The 18,157-nt window shown below is 44.7% G+C and carries 14 protein-coding genes, 4 tRNA genes and 1 pseudogene; 5 read left to right on the top strand and 14 right to left on the bottom strand.

Annotated elements, in window-relative coordinates; all coding sequences use genetic code 11:
* Window positions 1-785: 785 nt before the first annotated feature.
* The 8 genes from AC1P5O_RS14030 to secA form a co-directional block, all read right to left on the bottom strand.
* Window positions 786-862, bottom strand: a tRNA-Pro gene (locus AC1P5O_RS14030).
* 17 nt (window positions 863-879) lie between these two features.
* Window positions 880-955 (bottom strand) — tRNA-His (locus tag AC1P5O_RS14025).
* A 33-nt stretch (window positions 956-988) separates the two neighbouring features.
* Window positions 989-1,065 (bottom strand) — tRNA-Arg (locus AC1P5O_RS14020).
* A 34-nt stretch (window positions 1,066-1,099) separates the two neighbouring features.
* Window positions 1,100-1,176 (bottom strand) — tRNA-Pro (locus tag AC1P5O_RS14015).
* Window positions 1,177-1,327: 151 nt separating this feature from the next.
* Window positions 1,328-2,395 carry a quinolinate synthase NadA gene (gene nadA, locus AC1P5O_RS14010; RefSeq protein WP_121980203.1) on the bottom strand — a complete coding sequence of 356 codons (1,068 nt, stop codon included), beginning with the start codon at window positions 2,393-2,395 and terminating at the stop codon, window positions 1,328-1,330.
* A gap of 153 nt (window positions 2,396-2,548) precedes the next feature.
* Entirely contained in the window at window positions 2,549-3,769 is a 1,221-nt protein-coding gene (gene argJ / locus AC1P5O_RS14005) for a bifunctional glutamate N-acetyltransferase/amino-acid acetyltransferase ArgJ (protein WP_005252791.1), read from the bottom strand.
* A gap of 159 nt (window positions 3,770-3,928) precedes the next feature.
* Complete coding sequence (locus AC1P5O_RS14000; protein ID WP_004645181.1) at window positions 3,929-4,282, bottom strand: hypothetical protein; 354 nt, start codon at window positions 4,280-4,282, stop codon at window positions 3,929-3,931.
* 141 nt (window positions 4,283-4,423) lie between these two features.
* Entirely contained in the window at window positions 4,424-7,150 is a 2,727-nt protein-coding gene (gene secA / locus AC1P5O_RS13995; protein ID WP_121980204.1) for a preprotein translocase subunit SecA, read from the bottom strand.
* 332 nt (window positions 7,151-7,482) lie between these two features.
* On the opposite strand from secA, the gene AC1P5O_RS13990 reads away from it, so the two are divergent.
* Together AC1P5O_RS13990 and AC1P5O_RS13985 are read left to right on the top strand one after the other, a co-directional pair.
* Window positions 7,483-8,124, top strand: a complete 642-nt coding sequence (locus AC1P5O_RS13990) for a peroxiredoxin (RefSeq protein ID WP_005252799.1) — start codon at window positions 7,483-7,485, stop codon at window positions 8,122-8,124.
* Window positions 8,125-8,474: 350 nt separating this feature from the next.
* Window positions 8,475-9,026, top strand: a complete 552-nt coding sequence (locus tag AC1P5O_RS13985) for a dual specificity protein phosphatase family protein (protein WP_017397731.1) — start codon at window positions 8,475-8,477, stop codon at window positions 9,024-9,026.
* On the opposite strand, the gene AC1P5O_RS13980 is transcribed toward AC1P5O_RS13985, so the two are convergent.
* Genes AC1P5O_RS13980 through trpA form a run of 4 tightly spaced genes read right to left on the bottom strand, consistent with a single transcriptional unit; the run spans window position 9,023 to window position 13,039 of the window.
* Window positions 9,023-10,066 carry an SPOR domain-containing protein gene (locus AC1P5O_RS13980; RefSeq protein WP_005252804.1) on the bottom strand — a complete coding sequence of 348 codons (1,044 nt, stop codon included), beginning with the start codon at window positions 10,064-10,066 and terminating at the stop codon, window positions 9,023-9,025. The two genes, AC1P5O_RS13985 and AC1P5O_RS13980, sit on opposite strands and share 4 nt — an antisense overlap.
* Window positions 10,063-11,346, bottom strand: a complete 1,284-nt coding sequence (gene folC / locus AC1P5O_RS13975) for a bifunctional tetrahydrofolate synthase/dihydrofolate synthase (protein ID WP_005252806.1) — start codon at window positions 11,344-11,346, stop codon at window positions 10,063-10,065. Before folC ends, AC1P5O_RS13980 begins: the two co-directional genes overlap by 4 nt.
* Window positions 11,343-12,239 (bottom strand): acetyl-CoA carboxylase, carboxyltransferase subunit beta, encoded by an 897-nt coding sequence (accD, locus tag AC1P5O_RS13970; protein ID WP_005252808.1) that lies wholly within the window; start codon window positions 12,237-12,239, stop codon window positions 11,343-11,345. The genes folC and accD overlap by 4 nt, the downstream gene beginning before the upstream one ends.
* Window positions 12,236-13,039, bottom strand: a complete 804-nt coding sequence (gene trpA, locus AC1P5O_RS13965) for a tryptophan synthase subunit alpha (protein ID WP_005252810.1) — start codon at window positions 13,037-13,039, stop codon at window positions 12,236-12,238. The genes accD and trpA overlap by 4 nt, the downstream gene beginning before the upstream one ends.
* Before the next feature lie 365 nt (window positions 13,040-13,404).
* Between trpA and AC1P5O_RS13960 the strand changes: the two genes are divergently transcribed.
* On the top strand, window positions 13,405-14,739 hold the full coding sequence (locus AC1P5O_RS13960; protein ID WP_004645172.1) for a Na+/H+ antiporter NhaC family protein: 1,335 nt from the start codon (window positions 13,405-13,407) through the stop codon (window positions 14,737-14,739).
* A gap of 48 nt (window positions 14,740-14,787) precedes the next feature.
* Here the strand turns inward: AC1P5O_RS13960 and AC1P5O_RS13955 are convergent, their stop codons facing one another.
* Complete coding sequence (locus AC1P5O_RS13955) at window positions 14,788-15,825, bottom strand: helix-turn-helix transcriptional regulator (protein WP_086044527.1); 1,038 nt, start codon at window positions 15,823-15,825, stop codon at window positions 14,788-14,790.
* Window positions 15,826-15,967: 142 nt separating this feature from the next.
* Here AC1P5O_RS13955 and AC1P5O_RS13950 point away from each other — a divergent pair, with 142 nt between their 5' ends.
* Window positions 15,968-16,846 (top strand): metal-dependent hydrolase, encoded by an 879-nt coding sequence (locus AC1P5O_RS13950; protein WP_005252814.1) that lies wholly within the window; start codon window positions 15,968-15,970, stop codon window positions 16,844-16,846.
* A 63-nt stretch (window positions 16,847-16,909) separates the two neighbouring features.
* Here the strand turns inward: AC1P5O_RS13950 and AC1P5O_RS13945 are convergent, their stop codons facing one another.
* The gene (locus AC1P5O_RS13945; protein WP_005252817.1) at window positions 16,910-17,902 is read right to left on the bottom strand and encodes a DUF2804 domain-containing protein; all 993 of its coding nucleotides are present in this window, start codon (window positions 17,900-17,902) and stop codon (window positions 16,910-16,912) included.
* A gap of 122 nt (window positions 17,903-18,024) precedes the next feature.
* On the opposite strand from AC1P5O_RS13945, the pseudogene AC1P5O_RS13940 reads away from it, so the two are divergent.
* Window positions 18,025-18,157: pseudogene (locus AC1P5O_RS13940) on the top strand (IS701 family transposase); the annotation flags it as partial.

Raw genomic sequence — 18,157 nt, 5'->3', positions numbered from 1 at the left:
AAATCCACACAAGTTGTTCTTCATAATCTCTTAATGATCTTCTTGCTGATTCGTCACCAGCAAGCTAGGTCGGCTATATTACTCTCTATCTCTAGAAAGTCAACCAGTAATGAAAACTATTTTTAAACTTTCTTTCTAAAACCGAACTCAATTAAACTCAACTAAGTCACTGTTTTATCAGAAGTTTTAATCTTCATCACCGCCGATGGATGTGCATTCTACAGTATTCCCAACCCAATACAACCCCTATTCTTAAATAATTCAGCAAAAATATCACGACTGTTTATTTATTCTACAAAAAATACAGGTTTTTCTATTTTTCACTCAAAATTTATTCAATTATTGATGTTTTAAAGTAGTTTATTTACTTATCAATGGGTATTTCTAGTTAATTTAATTGCTATATCTATCTAAAAATTTTTTATTGTCTTTATTTCAGATCAAACACAACAGATGAGTTAATAAAATAGATTTACTATGGAATCCCTTACCCATTTTAAAAATATAATCCTCATCCATCCATTAAAATTCCATTCAACAAGATAATCACTCTATAGATGAACTCTGGTTAAATTGTTGAATGATTAAAATTAAGAGTGAAGCAATGCGAGAAGAAAGCAATCTTCAATGCACAGTTTTATTAGATGAAAAATAATTTAATAGGAATTCGAGCATTCATCATGATAGCCACCGATAACAATTGTATATTTTTTATTCACATTGAATTTCAGACATAAAAAAACCGCTTAACGCGGTATCTTTTATCTCGACCATCTTGAAGGAGATGGTCGGAGCAGTAGGATTCGAACCTACGACCCCCTGGTCCCAAACCAGGTGCACTACCAGGCTGTGCTATGCTCCGATTTCAACTTTAAAAGTTGGGGTGAATGACGGGATTCGAACCCGCGACAACTGGAATCACAATCCAGGGCTCTACCAACTGAGCTACATCCACCATCATTTTGATTCTTAACATCAAGCGACCAAATGGCGCGCCTGACAGGATTCGAACCTGTGACCATCCGCTTAGAAGGCGGATGCTCTATCCAACTGAGCTACAAGCGCGTTACTGATGCAAACATCATTTGCCTTGAAGAATTGGTCGGAGCAGTAGGATTCGAACCTACGACCCCCTGGTCCCAAACCAGGTGCACTACCAGGCTGTGCTATGCTCCGATTCATCTCAGCTTTCGTATCGAACATCGTTCGGTACGGTGTGCATTCTAGGCGCGACGCCCGGAGACGTCAACACCTATATTTAAAAAAAACCGAAAAAACGCTTCAAGCGTTTATTTATCAATCGCTTCAGACATTTTTTATACAAATTTTAACGTTTTAGTCCGGCACTAAAGTTCAGCATGCGATCTAGAGGCAGTTTAGCTCGTTCAGCAAGTACCGGATCGACATGCACTTCCTGATCTTTATGCTGTAACACATGCAAGATACCATTCAGCTCGTTCATGGCCATCCAAGGACAATGCGCACAAGAACGACAAGTTGCCCCCTCTCCTGCGGTTGGTGCTTCAATCAGAATTTTATCCGGCACTGCCTGCTGCATTTTATAAAAAATACCGCGATCAGTAGCAACGATTAAACGTTGATTCGGCAAAGTCTGTGCTGCTTTAATTAATTGTGAGGTACTACCCACGGCATCGGCAATCTCGACTACAGACATCGGTGATTCAGGATGTACCAGAACCGCAGCATCTGGATAGAGTGCTTTCATATTGGCAATACCGCGTGAACGGAATTCTTCATGTACGATACAAGCACCATCCCAGAGCAACATCTCTGCACCGGTTTTTTTCTGGATATAACGACCCAAATGCTGATCGGGTGCCCAGATGATTTTTTCGCCCAGACCGTCCAGATGTTCGATAATTTCCACTGCACAACTTGAAGTGACGACCCAATCGGCTCGGGCTTTCACAACCGCTGACGTGTTAGCATAAACCACCACGGTATGATCCGGATGCGCATCGCAAAAAGCGGTAAACTCATCGACAGGACAACCTAAGTCCAGTGAACAGGTCGCTTCCAAAGTTGGCATCAGCACGGTTTTATTGGGTGAAAGAATTTTAGAGGTTTCGCCCATAAATTTCACACCAGCTACCACAAGCGTTGAAGCTGGATGATCGCGACCAAAACGCGCCATTTCCAGTGAATCGGAAACACAGCCCCCCGTCAGTTCAGCCAGTTCTTGCACTTCAGGATCACAATAATAATGCGCCACCAAAACAGCATCCTGTTTTTCCAGCTCTGCCTTGATCTGTGCAAATTTGTCCAATTTTTCCTGCTGGCTCATTTGATGTTCTTGTGGAACACCTAAACGATCTAAATGCGCCTGCACAATCGATTTAGCTTCATTGGCTATTAATTTGGTCGCATCATTCATAACAACTCTTACTCTACCCTCATGGTTCACTATTCAATGAACCTTTCACCCTACATCCCGGTCATCTCTGGCGAAATGCTATTTTTGACCAGTCATTAAAAATCATTAAGTATAAAAAAAGCCCCACAACGGAGGCTTTATAAACAATCTGAATTATGAGCGATAATCTGCATTGATTTTTACGTAGTCATACGACAGGTCACAGGTATAAACCGTATCTTTTGCCTGACCTCGTCCAAGATCAACACGAATCGTCATTTCAGCCTGGGCCATCACACGTGCACCGGCTGCTTCAGTATAGTCTGCTGCCGCACCACCATCTTTGCAGATTTGTACATCATCTAACCAAACCTGAATTTTTGCAACGTCTAAATTTGGCACACCGGCATAACCAATCGCTGCCAGAATACGGCCCCAGTTTGGGTCAGAAGCAAAGATTGCGGTTTTGACCAGCGGTGAATGCGCAATGCTATAGGCAATATCGCAGCACTCTTGAGTATTGCCACCACCTTCTACAGTCACGGTAATGAATTTAGTCGCACCTTCACCATCACGTACAATCAGTTGCGCAAGGCGTTTCATGGTACGTGTCAATACGTCTAGCACCACTGCATAACGTGGATCTTCAGTCGAAGTGATTTCAGCACCACCGGCCTGACCTGTGGCAATAAAAATACACGAGTCATTAGTTGAGGTATCGCCATCAATTGTAATACGGTTAAACGATACATTGACTGTTTCAGTTAATAACTGTTGAACCAGTTCACGGCTGATCGGTGTATCCGTCGCAACATAGCCCAGCATGGTCGCCATATTCGGGCGAATCATGCCTGCACCTTTGGAAATACCGGTCATGGTATAAGTCACACCATCCAGCTCGAACTGTTCTGACGCACCTTTCGGAGTGGTATCTGTGGTCATGATTCCAGTCGCTGCATCGCCCCAGGCATCATCACGCAATGAATCCAGCGCAGGCTGTAAACCTGTAAGCAAACGCTCCATTGGAAGCTGCTCACCAATCACACCAGTCGAGAATGGCAACACTTCAGCAGCCTGTACGCCTGCAAGTTCAGCTAACTTGGCACAGGTGGCTTCTGCATTTGCCATGCCTGTAGGACCTGTTCCTGCATTGGCATTGCCGGTATTGATTACCAGGTAACGTGGATTTCCCGCTTGCAAATGTGCTTTGGATACATGCACAGGTGCTGCACAAAAGGCATTCTGGGTAAACACCCCAGCAACATTGGAGCCTGCAGCCAGTTCAAATATCACCAGGTCACGTCGGTTCTGATAGCGCACATAGGCTTCAGCCGAACCAATTTTAACCCCTTTCACCACATGCATCTGTGGCATAGATACGTCACCAACTGCCATTTTAAAGTCCAATATTGAAGTTTTAGAAAAATACAGCTTAGTTGATCTGCAACAAAAAATCGAGCCAAAGCCTGAGCCAGCCTGAGATTTGTTATGGGTTTTCACAATAAAAAACCAGTCATCAAGACTGGTTTCTACGTTTTTAAAATTAAGATATTTTTAATTTTGTGCAAGTTGTCCAGATTCGCTTAGTAAAGCCTGTTTCGCTTGTTGTTGACTTGCACTAGAAAGTGCAGGATTAGTAGCAACAATACGGTCTGCATTTGCCGCATTAGCAGCTGCAATCGCAGCGGTCTGCAATACAATCGGACGGTTCTGGTTGGCAAAGGTATAACGGATGCCGGTACGTGGGCTTGCTACAGTCACTTGCGCATCGGTACGTTGTACTTGAGCAGTGTTAGTACCTACCGCTTGCTGAACTTTATCAATTGTTGTGGTCGCTGCAGTTTGTGCAAAACTTAAGGCAGGTATTGCCAAAGCGGCAATCATGAGCGTTTTTAATACTTTTTTCATTCAGGTTATTCCACTTTGAGGTGTTGAATGAGCCATTAAATAGCATTTAATTCCTAAGACTGCAAACAGTATTCAATTTCTGAAAAATCTTCATACATAAAAAAATCAGAGCCATGTGGCTCTGATTTTTTTTAACACTGTTTAGATCTTGCCATGACACTGTTTGTATTTCAGGCCTGAACCACATGGACAAGGTGCATTACGACTTGCCGGTGCTTCAAAGACTGGTGCTACAGGATTCGCCTGAACATTTTGCTCGGTCGTCACCTCATGTTCACCTGCCAGCAAGCCGTCAAACTCTTCATGAGATAACTGCAAACGCATTGCCTCAGCCTGTGCCTGCTGCTGTGCTTCCATTTCCGCCAGCTCTTCAGGTGTCGGTACGTGGATGCGTGACAGATCTGTCACGACATCGGACTTAATCGTACCCAGCATGTTTACAAACAGGTTATAAGCTTCTTTTTTATATTCCTGCTCTGGATTCTTTTGCGCATAACCACGTAAATGAATACCTTGACGCAAATAATCCATAGCCGCCAGATGCTCTTTCCAATGACGATCCAGAGAATTCAGCATAAAGTGACGTTCAAGCGAAGCTGCAGATTCTTCACCCATTTGTTCACGACGTGAACGGTAGCGGTTCAGTACTTCATCGGTAATGCGCACCACCAAAGCTTCTTCATCCAGACGACGGTCCTGTTCCAGCCATTGTCCGATAGGAAGATCCATCGAAAGATCTTCACGCAGCGCCAGTTCCAGACCTTCACTATCCCACTGGTCATGAATCGATTCAGGCGGAATATAGTTGGCGATTACACCCTGCATCACTTCACGGATCATTTCTTCAATATAATCCTGCAGTGAATTTTCTGCCAGAATGTCGTCACGCTGACTATAAATGATCTTACGCTGTTCGTTATTGACGTCATCGTATTTCAGCAAATTCTTACGAATATCGAAGTTACGTGCTTCCACTTTACGCTGCGCATTTTCAATCGAGCGAGACACCATTTTGTGCTCAATCGCTTCATCTTCCTGCAAGCCCATGGCACGCATCATGCCGACTACGCGATCACCGGCAAAAATACGCATCAAGTCATCTTCAAGTGACAGATAGAAACGCGATACACCCGGGTCACCTTGACGACCGGCACGACCACGCAGCTGGTTATCGATACGGCGTGATTCATGACGCTCGGAACCGATAATATGCAAACCGCCTGAATCCAGCACAGCCTGGTGATTAACATCCCATTCTGCTTTCAGACGCGTTTCATCTTCAGGAGTCGGGTTTTCAATTTTAGCCAGCAACGCCTTCCAGTTACCACCCAAGAGAATATCGGTACCACGACCGGCCATGTTGGTGGCAATCGTCACTGCACGCGGCGCACCGGCCTGCGCAATAATATCGGCTTCACGTTCGTGCTGTTTGGCATTCAGTACTTCATGCTGGATCCCTGCCGCTTTTAGCTTATCCGACAGAATCTCAGAAGCTTCAATGGTGGCTGTACCAATCAAAATTGGTGCGACACCAGCTTCATGCACACGCTGAATTTCTTGAATAATCGCGTTATATTTCCCTTCACGATTTAAATAAATTAAATCGTTATGGTCTTGACGAATCATTGGACGGTGGGTCGGAATCAGCACCACATCCAGACCATAAATTTCTTTCATTTCCGCTGCTTCAGTATCAGCAGTACCGGTCATACCGGATAATTTTTTATACAGACGGAAATAGTTCTGGAAGGTTGTGGTTGCCAGAGTCTGGTTTTCCGGCTGGATTTCCAGACCCTCTTTGGCTTCTACGGCTTGATGCAAACCTTCAGACCAGCGACGTCCCGGCATGGTACGACCGGTATTTTCATCGACAATAATCACTTCACCATCGTTGATGATGTATTGCACATTGCGTTGATAGAGATAATGGGCACGGATCGCTGCAGTGACATGATGCAACAGGTTCAGGTTCGACGCTGAATACAAGCTCTCGCCTTCTGCCAGCAAGCCCATTTCAATCAAGTCACTTTCAATGGTTTCAAAACCCACTTCAGTAATTTCAACTGAACGCTGTTTTTCATCAATCCAGAAGTGACCGCCATCCGGCACTTTCTCTTCTTTCTGTGCCTGTAATTTTCGTGGAATATTATTGATGGCTGCATAAAGCTGTGAAGAATCTTCACTTTGACCGGAAATAATCAACGGGGTACGTGCTTCATCAATCAGGATCGAATCGACCTCATCGATAATCGCATAGGTCAAACCACGCTGCTTTTTCTCAGCCAGCGAGAACACCATGTTGTCACGCAGGTAGTCAAAGCCAAATTCGTTATTGGTACCGTAAGTAATATCGGCACGATAAGCTTCAGCTTTTTCCATCGGATTTTGCATGGAATAAATAATGCCGATGCTTAAACCCAAAAACTCAAATAATGGACGGTTCAACTCGGCATCACGTTGCGCAAGGTAATCGTTCACGGTAATGACATGCACGCCCTGACCACTGATGGCATTCAGATAACAGGCCAAAGTACCCATCAGGGTTTTACCTTCACCGGTACGCATTTCTGCGATTTTGCCTTCATGCAAGGTAATACCACCGATCAGCTGCACGTCATAATGACGCATGCCCATCACCCGCTTCGCCGCTTCACGACAGACTGCAAATGCTTCAGGCAATAATTTATCGAGGGTTTCACCCTTATTATATCGTTGTTTGAATTCTTCAGTTTTTGCAGATAAGTCTGCATCGCTAAGGGTAGATATCGTCGGCTCGAGCACATTAATCTTGTCTACGATTTTACGCATGCGTTTGAGTTCGCGCTCATTTTTGGTACCGAAGATTCCTCCGATCAGACTTGCCAACATGAATAGACTCTCTAAATCTTGCTTGTCAAATGAATATGTTCTTAGTCGTTATTATGGTGCTAGAAATTTGAACTACAAGGGTTTTGCTGTAAAACCGCTAAAAAAATCTGATCCTTAGTTCTAGCCCTAAGATCTAAGGCAAAGTAATGTAGCAAATTTTCCCTGTGCAACATAGTCAATTAAGTGACTGATTTTTGCGCTTCTGGATAGATGGATATCCTACTTATGCAATTTACTCATAAAGAAAGCAAAAAACACTATTTTTAATCATAAAAAAATTGGTTCATATTAAATCCTATCTCGACACTAAAAGACCAATTGAGGCTAAAAAGATGAGTTTACGTCTAGGCGATACCGCACCGAATTTTGAACAGCAATCCAGTGAAGGCCTGATTAATTTTTATGACTTTCTGGGTGATAGCTGGGGCATTTTATTTTCACACCCTGCCGACTATACACCGGTATGTACGACTGAACTTGGCTATACCGCAAAACTGAAAGATGAGTTTGCAAAACGTGGTGTTAAAGCGATTGCCTTGTCAGTTGATGATGTGGAGTCGCATCATGGCTGGATTAAAGATATTAATGAAACCCAGAACGCCACGGTGAATTTCCCGATCATTGCCGATCAGGATCGTAAAGTTTCCGAGCTATATGACTTTATTCATCCAAATGCCAGTGAAACTCTAACGGTTCGTTCTTTAGTGGTCATTGATCCCAATAAAAAAGTCCGTTTGATTATTACTTATCCTGCATCGACCGGCCGTAATTTCCATGAAATCTTGCGTGTGGTGGATTCACTTCAACTCACCGATAAACATAAAGTGGCCACGCCTGCGAACTGGCAGCATGGTGATGATGTTGTGATTATCCCTTCACTGAAAGATGAGGAAGAAATCAAGCAACGTTTTCCAAAAGGTTATACAGCGGTCACGCCTTACCTGCGCTTAACGCCCCATCCTGAGCAAGGATAAGCAGAGCACTGCTCTGCCCTTGCGCAAGGTGAGAAGCTATGCTTCGAGCAACAAATTAAAAGGACTCCTTTTTAATTTTGCGCAAGACAAGCGAAGCGCGTAGCACAGGATAAGATGGAGCTCGTAGTAAAGAATAAGAGAAACTCTATTTTTCCAGATTTTATGTTTTATCGAATACGACATTGACGTGCCACGGATTCGATTTGTTGATACAGCCTGTCTTCGGATAGGCTTTTTTATATTCAAAATTCCATATCCACTTTAAACTTGAAATAACAAAAACAACATCTATGCTCTGTATGAAAATCTGCATATTTCCAATCCTGATGAGCTGCCTCCTGACAGGTTGTATGACCACGCCGGCCCTGCCTGAACCTCAACGTCCTCAGCATTGGGGACAGCCCATTCATCAGAATCATAATTTTCATCAAATCAGCAATTTTGTCTATCGTAGTGAGCAGCCTTCAACTGAACTCATTCCTTTATTAAAACAGCATAAGATCGATGTGGTTATTAATTTACGTTCACGGGATAAAGACAGCTTTCTTTTGAGCAATGAAAAATTTCAGCTGCATCATGTACCCATACATACCTGGGCAATTGATCGGGAAGATTTATTGAAAATTATGCTACTGATTCAGCAAGCACAACAAAATCATCAAAAGGTGCTCCTGCATTGTTATCACGGCTCAGACCGAACCGGTGCCAGTGTCGCCATGTACCGGATTATTTTTGAACATTGGCCGATTGAGCAGGCACTACAGGAAATGAAACATGGCGGTTATGGCTTTCATGCCATTTGGCGCAATATTGACAATCTATTCACCCCTGAAAATGTAAAATGGATTCGCGAGCAACTCACGAATCCATTTACAGAAACTTTGGTTAATACAAAGAATTAACGCTTATCCAGCGGCACCCAGTCATTCACCCAAGCTGATTTCATATTCAGGCTGGCATCAGACGCAATTTTCTTACGAAGTGCATCTGCAGTCTCACGGTCTTTGGACGGCCCCACCATGATGCGTACACCTTTAGAAGTTGAGCTTTTGGTGACCTTATAACCTTTGGCACGCAGTTTGGCTGCTACAGCATCCGCATTGGCTTCATTCGCTGCCAGTGCCACCTGCACCATCCATTGCTTGTCCTCTTCACCTTCCAGTAACTTACGCGCCTGTTCAGCTTCTGCTTTCTTCTTGGCTTCTTCGGCTGCAGCCTTTTTCTTAGCTTCTTCAGCTTTACGCTTTTCGTCGGCCTTACGTTTTTCTTCGGCTGCTTTACGTTCAGCTTCTTTCTTTTCAGCCGCTTTACGCTCTTCCTCGGTTTTACGTTTTGCTTCAGCCGCCTTACGTTCTGCTTCGGCTTTTTGCTGTTGTTCTAACTTGCGTTTTTCTTCAGCGGCTTTACTTTCAGCAGCTTTACGCTCTGCTTCTTTCTTGGCTGCATCAGTAGAACTATTGGCTTTTTGTTGGTCCAGCTGCTGCTGGGCTAACTTTTTTTCTTGCACCGCTTTTTCTTCAGCCAGACGTTTCTGCTTGGCCTGTTCGTCTTCAACCAGTTCTGGCGGAATATTATCGGAACTTTGCTGTCCCAGGCGGTGTGCATTCAGGGCAGCATATTCTTCAGCCGCTTTACGCGCAGCATCTGCTTCAGCCTGCTGTTGCATCGCTAAAAATTCGGCTGCACGTGCTTCCTGCTCTGCAACCGATTTTTCCCGGTCACGACGTTGCTGTTCAAGTAAACGCTTTTCTGTTTCCACATCGACCGTCAAAGAACCGAGCGAATGATTGCCTGTCTCTTTATTTTCAACTTCCGCAGCCTGTGCCGGATTTTGCTGACGGTCCTGATTGATTTCATCTTGGCCTTTCAGGAGTAATGCTGCCAATAAAACACCACCACCGAGTAAAACAACACCGCCCATCCAGCGCTGTTTGTTATTCATTGACATTCTTCCAAATACTCCCATACCGCTTCTAAGGTATGAAATGATCCACATACCAAAATCAGCTGATTATTATCTGTTTGATCCAGTGCTGATTTAAAAGCTAATTTTACATTGTCAAATTGTTCTACCGCCTCACCGCTTAAAGCATCAGCCAAAACTGTGACCTCTGCCGCACGTGGGACGAATAATGGTGCAATTTTCCACAATTGAACCGTGTCTTTCAATAACTTGACGACAGAATTTATATCTTTATCTGCCAGCATTGAAAATACACAAATGACTTCATTATATTTTTGATTGTAATTTAAATAATCTCGTAATTGTTTCAGCAGAAATTCCACCCCATGCGGGTTATGTCCTGCATCAAAAATCACGGTTTTATTCTGGATTTGACGGATTTCAAAACGTCCCGGCAATTTTGCCGTTTGAATGCCTTGTGCAATTGCCTGCTGGCTGACGTTTAATTCGCTCAGCAGAATGGCGGCCACGGCGGTAGAAATATTATCTAATGCCAGTGAACCTGTAGGGAGTTTTAAGGTCGTACCTGATGAAGCAAAAGCCCAGCTTTGGCCATCTTCAAAGGCTTCATAAAAATAATCCCGGTTGATTGCATACAAGGGTGCTTTACATTCTTGGGCTTTATTTAGAATAGCTTGCGGGATCTGTTGCTGTCCACCAAATACCACGGGAATATCCGGGCGAATAATTCCGGCCTTTTCAAAAGCAATTTTCTCAATGGTGTCACCAAGCCAGTCGGTATGATCCAGACCAATATTGGTAATTACCGCCACATCTGGATTGACCACATTGACCACATCCAGACGGCCGCCTAAACCCACTTCCAGTACCCAGACATCACAGCCTTGATCTTTAAAAATCACAAAAGCAGCCAGTGTCGTGGCTTCAAAGAAAGACAGGCTCAAACCGCATTCGCGACGAGCCTGATCGACCTGAACAAAAGCATCTATCAGCAACTGATCTTCCACTTCAATGCCGCGCAATTTAACACGCTCATTGAAACGGTACACGTGGGGGGATTGATATAGCCCGACCTTGAAGCCTTGCGCATTCAGGATCGCGGCCAGCGTGGTGGTGGTCGAACCCTTACCATTGGTTCCTGCCACCGTCAGCACTTTGGCCTCTGGAGATGTCACGCCCAGCTTTTCAGCCACAGGAATAACCCGTTCCAGACCTAAATCAATACCCGTAACGTGAACATGGCTCCAATAATCGAGCCATGTATTTAAAGAATCTGTTGCTAAGGGTGCTGTGTTCAATGCAAATTCATCAACTTCGTAACGATACGATAAACTGTATCACGTAATGCATGACGGTGAACAATCTGATCGATTACCCCATGATCAAGCAAATATTCCGCGCGCTGGAACGGTTCTTCCAGTTTTTCACGTACAGTCTGTTCGATCACACGTTTACCGGCAAAGCCAATCATCGCTTTCGGTTCAGCAATATGTACATCACCCAGCATTGCCAATGATGCGGTCACACCGCCGTACACTGGATGAGTCAATACCACTACATAAGGCAGACCTGCTTCTTTTAAACGCTGGATCGCAGCCGAAGTACGCGCCATTTGCATCAGGGACAACATGCCTTCCTGCATACGAGCACCACCCGAAGCAGCAAAACAGATCAAAGGTTGACGAGCTTCAATCGCATGTTCTGCAGCCTGAACAAAGCGGTCACCGACCACTGTGCCCATAGAACCGCCCATGAAGTCGAACTCAAACGCACAGGCAATCATCGGTACGCCTTTCAGCAAACCCTGAATTACCACCAGTGCTTCAGTTTCACCGGTTTTCTTTTGCGCTTCAGCCATACGATCGGGATACGCTTTGCTATCGACAAATTTCAGCGGATCTTTGGCTATAAATTCCTGACCCAATTCTGTTTGTACCTGATCAAAGAACCAGTTCAGACGTTCGCGGGCTTTCATGCGCAAATGTTCATCACATTGCGGACAGACATAAGCATTAAATGACATCGCAGTACGGGTCACCAATGCATGACATTCAGGGCACTCAATCGTAGGCTCGGTAAATGTCGCTTTATATGCCGTTTGCTCATCGGGTACCTGAATGCCCGGAACAGTACGCTCCGTCCATGGGGTCGATGGGCTCAGAATTTTGCCTGATTTCAGTTGTTGACTCATACTAACTCATCGAGCGCTGCTCGAAGCTCCTTGACTTTATTCACCGTTGCAATAACGGCTTGTTCTGGTGCGAGCGTTGCAAACTGCTTTACAAACGCACTACCCACAATAACTGCATCGGCAGCAACACCCATCGCTTTCGCAGATGCAGCATCACTGATACCGAAACCTACGCCTACAGGAACATCAGTCACAGCTTTAATCTTTTGAATGCGTGCAGCGGCTTCAGAGACATCTAAAGTTGCTGCACCGGTCACGCCTTTCAGTGACACATAGTAAATAAAGCCGCTGGCCTGTTTTGCTACATGTTGAATACGTGCATCGGTTGAAGTGGGTGCCAGCAGGAAAATCTGATCCATGTCATATTTTTCCAGTACTTCACCCAGACTTTGTGCTTCTTCTGGTGGCAAGTCCACCAGCAGCACACCGTCTACTCCACATTCATAGGCATAAGCCACAAACTTTTCATAGCCAATTACTTCAACCGGATTCAGATAACCCATCAGCACCACCGGTGTTTCGCGGTCTTTCAAACGAAATTCTTTCACCATCTGCAGGGCATCTAGCGTATTGGTTCCACCTGCCAAAGCACGTTCGGCAGCTAGCGCAATCACCGGCCCATCCGCCATCGGGTCTGAGAAAGGAAGTCCCAGCTCAATCACGTCGACACCCGCTTCCACCATCTCATGCAGCAAAGGCACTGTGACTTCTGGATGCGGATCACCCGCCATGACATAAGAAACTAAAGCTTTACGCTGTTGAGATTTAAGTTGTCCAAATCGTGTGGCTAAACGTGACATAGGGTGGTATTTTCCTTAACGTGTTTCAAACTTGAGGCATTGACTATGTAGAAATACAAGACATCGCATTGTAACGCTATTTTTTGTCCAATGAACAGTCTGCGATACCGACCTCGAGTACTTCATTTCCTGTGCGAAGATTTCAAAACAATTCGGAAGGGTCTATTTACGATTATTTTGATTTTTTTCTCAATGATCAAAGATGCCTAATTTTGCTATTACCTAAAATCCTGAATATTTAGATAAACTTATTTTTATCATATAAAAATTAATAAAAATGCAGATGTTAGCGCATTCATTTAAAGTTTTCTGAAATAGCAAAACCTGCTTTATACTAGTCCTATTCTCTTACTTTTTTATCTCCTATGCAGACTGATTCTGAGGCTACAGTGCAGGCACGCGCCATTGCACTGCTGCCGCTTATTGTATTTTTAACCATATTTTTGGGTAGCGGGATCTATCATTCCCTGATCGGAACCGAGTTCGCGTTCTATCAGGTGAAAGCGCCTGTGGCTGCCCTGCCTGCGATTATCTTGGCTGCATTAGTGTATCGCGGCAAACTCAACCAGGGCATTGAGGAATTCCTCAGAGGTGCCAGTCATCCAAACTTAATTCTGATGTTTATGGTGTTTATGCTGGCCGGCGCCTTTGCCAGCGTCAGTAGCGCCATTGGCAGCGTCGACGCCACCGTGCAGATGGGCCTGTCGGTGATTCCACCCACATTTATTCTGCCGATGTTATTTGTGATCTCGGCCTTTATTGCCACGGCGATGGGTACCTCCATGGGCACCATTGCGGCTTGTGCGCCAATCGCTTTTGGTTTCACCCAGGTTACCGATATTGATGTGATTTATGCGATTGGTGCAGTGGTCGGTGGTGCCATGTTTGGTGATAACCTGTCCATGATCTCAGACACCACCATTGCGGCGACCACCAGCCAACGCGTACAACTGCGTGACAAGTTCAGGGTCAACGTCTGGATTGCGGTTCCAGCCTCAATCGTCACTATTTTGATTTACGTGTTGAGTACCAGTAGTAGCAATGCAGTGGAATACAAGGATTTTAACTGGCTTCTGGTTTTACCTTATATCGCCGTATTTATTTTAGCCTTTAGCCGTTTACACGTTCTCGCTGTGCTGACCATTGGGGTGTTACTTTCCGGCTTGTTTGGCCTGTTTGCCACAGCTGAATTTGATCTGCTCAAACTGAATACTTCAATTTATGATGGCTTTGTCGGCATGTTTGAAGTGGCGTTATTGTCGATGTTCCTGGGTGGCCTCTCGGCGATCATGCAACGAGAAGGCGGTTTACGCTGGCTGATCGAGCGCATTTATAGCTTGACCCGTCTATTTAAAGTTGGGAAGCAACGTGCCGGCGAAATCGGGATTAGTTTTCTGGTGGTGTTTTCGAATATCTTTGTGGCCAATAATACCGTGGCGATTATTCTGTCTGGTGATATGGCGCGTGAAGTCGCCAAAGAATACGGGGTGGATCCCAAGCGTTCTGCGGCACTGATGGATATTTTCTCTTGCGTGGTACAGGGTTTAATTCCTTATGGCGCACAGTTACTACTGGCCTGTTCCATTGCAAAAATCTCGCCGGTTGAACTGATTGGTGGTGTGTACTATTGCTGGATTCTGGCCATTTTTGCGATTGCTGCGATCGCGTTTAGATTCCCTCAGGTGAAAGCAAGCACTTAATCCATCATCCTGCGAAAATAAAAAAGCGACCGATACCGGTCGCTTTTTTCAGCTTCGTGCTTTGTGTAACTGCCTTTTTCGCTCTAACAAGGTCTGTCCGGTGGCTGCCTTATAGGCCCGTGCCAAAGCCGACTGATCAGAATAATCCAGCTGCTCGGCAATCTCGGTCAGACCTAATCCCTGCTGCAACAACAGCTCGCAACGTTTAATCCGCTGCTGTTCCAGCAGTTTTTTAAATGAAGTGCCCTGTGTACTGAATAAGCGCTGCAAACTACGTGTCGACATCAACAACTGCCGGGCAAGCTGTTCAACTTTAATGGCCTGATGCTGGGTCCGCAGCTGTTCGGCAATCATTTGCTGCGCCTGTTCCAAATGATTTTCAAGGGGCGGCTTGGCTGCAATCGCCTGTTCTGCCTGATGAACCAGTAGCTGCAACAGGATTGGATCAGCCTGCTCAGACCCATGTGCCAGTCCTTGCAAATCCAGCTCTATGCCATAATAGTCCTGAGAAAATCTCACCTCACTGGCAAAAAACTTTTGATAATGCATTTGCCCCCTGTCGGGCGCATGGGCAAAACGTACACAGTGCAGTAACAGTTGATGATCCTGCAAAATGACATGCCCCAACTGCACCATCGCGGCCATGGTCAGCTCATTTAACAGATTATATTTTTCATCCAGATAGGCCCAAAATAATTCAAGACTGTGTTCACGCTGCTTCAATTGCAAAGGTACAAACTCACTGCCATCAATCACCAGTCGTTGAAAGCGAATGATATGCCGGATCATTTCCGCAACGCTGCTGCTTCGCGAAGCCATATAACCGAGCACGCCAAAATGTTCTGGACGAATAACCTGCACGATCTCGAAAATTAGTTGTGGACAGTTTAAATGTTGCCGGGTTCTTAACAGAAGCTGATTTAATAATTCCAGCGGCACTTGCGTGGCAAAAGGCTGATCAATCAGGGGGACAAGCGCTTCATGTACATCTTGCAGAAAGTCAGCTTCCAAAGGCTCAATTTGCAGACTGCGCAGATAAGTCGCCCAAAGCTGAATATAACCATTGGATATTTTAATTTCTTGCATGCGCGCTTCCCGCTGCCTGCTTTAGTCTAAGCAGTTTTATTTTCATTTGGCATAAAATGTATAAAAATTGGCAAGCACTGTCAAAACAATTACTGCATTCCCCGACATACTGTCAGCATCGTCACAAAAAAGAATTCATAAGATGAATGCAGTATTAAAATCTTCAATAAAGCCCGTGGTCCGGACCCAGCTTGATTTTAAACTGGATGAAATCCCGCGCTACTGGTTTGGCGGTGACCCCTTTCTGACCCGCATGTTCGATGCCTTGAGCCTGACCTTTCCAGATGGCGAGCGTTATTTTATTCAGAGTGTGCGCCTGTTCCGAGATCAGATCACAGACCCGGAGCTGCAAAAACGTGTGGCAGATTTTATTCGTCAGGAAGCACAGCACGGCATTGCCCATGAGAAAATGAACCAGCTGATGCGTGAACAAGGCATGCCTGTCGATGATTTTATTGAGCGTCTGAATAATATGTTCGCTCATGACCTCAAACATCGTTCAGCACAGTTCAATATTGCCACGACGGCAGCGGCAGAACACTTGACTGCGCTGATGGCTGAAACTTTTTACGGTCAAAAATCCACCTTAAAAGACGGGCATCCTTATGTACGTGCCATGTTTGCCTGGCATGCGATTGAAGAAATGGAACATCGTGATGTGGCTTTTGACGTGATGAAAGATATTGCAAAAACACCTGAATGGATGCGCAAAATGACCCTGCTCAGCACGACATTTTTGATGTTTAGTTATACTGCCTATCGCGCCAATGTCATGCTGAAACATGATGGGTTCAGTGTCTTAGAGCGTTTGCAAATGAACCTGAAAGGACTGCCCTGGTTGTTTGGCCGTAACGGTACCTTGACCCGTATGGGCCCACAATATCGGGACTGGTTTAAAAAAGATTTTCATCCCAGTCAACATCCTGTGATTGCGCAATACGATGTCTGGGTAAAAACCTTAGCCGAAACCAATGATCCAATTCAAGCAGGTGAAGCCTTCTGGCAGGCCGCCAAAGATTAAGCTCAAATCAAAAGAGCCTTCAAAAATTGAAGGCTTTTAAATTAGGTCTTATGTCCTGCACTTTTACCATTTGGCATAATGCTGCTCAAGCAAGGCATATTCATTCAGTAAAATAATTTCCTGATCATCCTGCTGGATCGTTCCGGAAACCTTGGCTTGCCACTGACTAAACTGACTTCCGACCAGACGCAGGTTCAGATTTTCATAACGGCGCCAGCCTGTACTCACCATCAGATTCAATTTTTCATCCAGCGACTGAATCGTCCATTGGTTTTCCGATTCCTGCTGGAACAGCACATCGGCCAACGGATAAATCTTGCCATTGATCCACAGACAGTTTTCATTGCCAAAACTTTCATTCACACCTGAAGCCAGATTAAGTCCAATCCGATTATGGTTCACATCCCAGAAATTACAGGACAACCAGAACCAGGCCGTTTCCGGGCGCAAAAAGCCACAGGTATCATCCAGAGAAGCAAAGCTGCGTTCATTAAACTGAATGGTTTCACCCTGCTTGTTAATGAAAAAGCCTTCACAGCCCAAAGTGGTCAGTTTCTGAGTATAGGTCCAGCCATTGATGCCGGTCGGACTGCACATACTCAGTGGATCGGTTCCGGCACAGAAAATCCGGGCACTGAGTTTAATTTCGCCGTATTTGCTGACGTTGATATAACGCACGCCGTTGGCATGCTGGATATCGATCTGAAAAGGTGACTTATGGAAATAACTATGATTAAACAGTGGCTGTTCATCCAGCACAGTGTTGCGTGACAGGAAATTAATCGCATTCCATTCCAGCACTTCATTGCTCATATGGTTATAGACATAGACAAAACCATGCCCTGCCCATGCGATATCGGCAATTGCCAATCCAATCGTATAATGCTCGTGCTGAATACTACAGAATTTGAATTTTTTATATTTTAGATGCTTACGCCAGCCTGACAGCACATGACCATAAGGATTTTTGTATTGATATGCCTGATAGTCAATACTTTTTGGAAGCTCCTTGAAACGTCCATAACGTGGTTGTCCATTTGCCTGAATTAAATCCATTTAAGACATTCCATCTCAGTCAAAACTGTTTTTCCTTGGCAGTATTATGCCAATTATTAAATTTTGTAGGACTTACGCATTGACGGATTCAAAAAAGTATTAAAATACTTTATAAAGTATCTGTGATTAGACGAATTAAACATGCTTCTACAGCAACTTGTACATTACCCATTTATATGGGCTTTCTCATGACAGAACCGAACTCTATTAGCTGCACACAACTTGCCGAGACTTATAATATCTCGCATGATAGTG

It is taken from the genome of Prolinoborus fasciculus, assembly GCF_056724605.1.
This window is presented reverse-complemented; position numbering and strand designations above follow the sequence as displayed.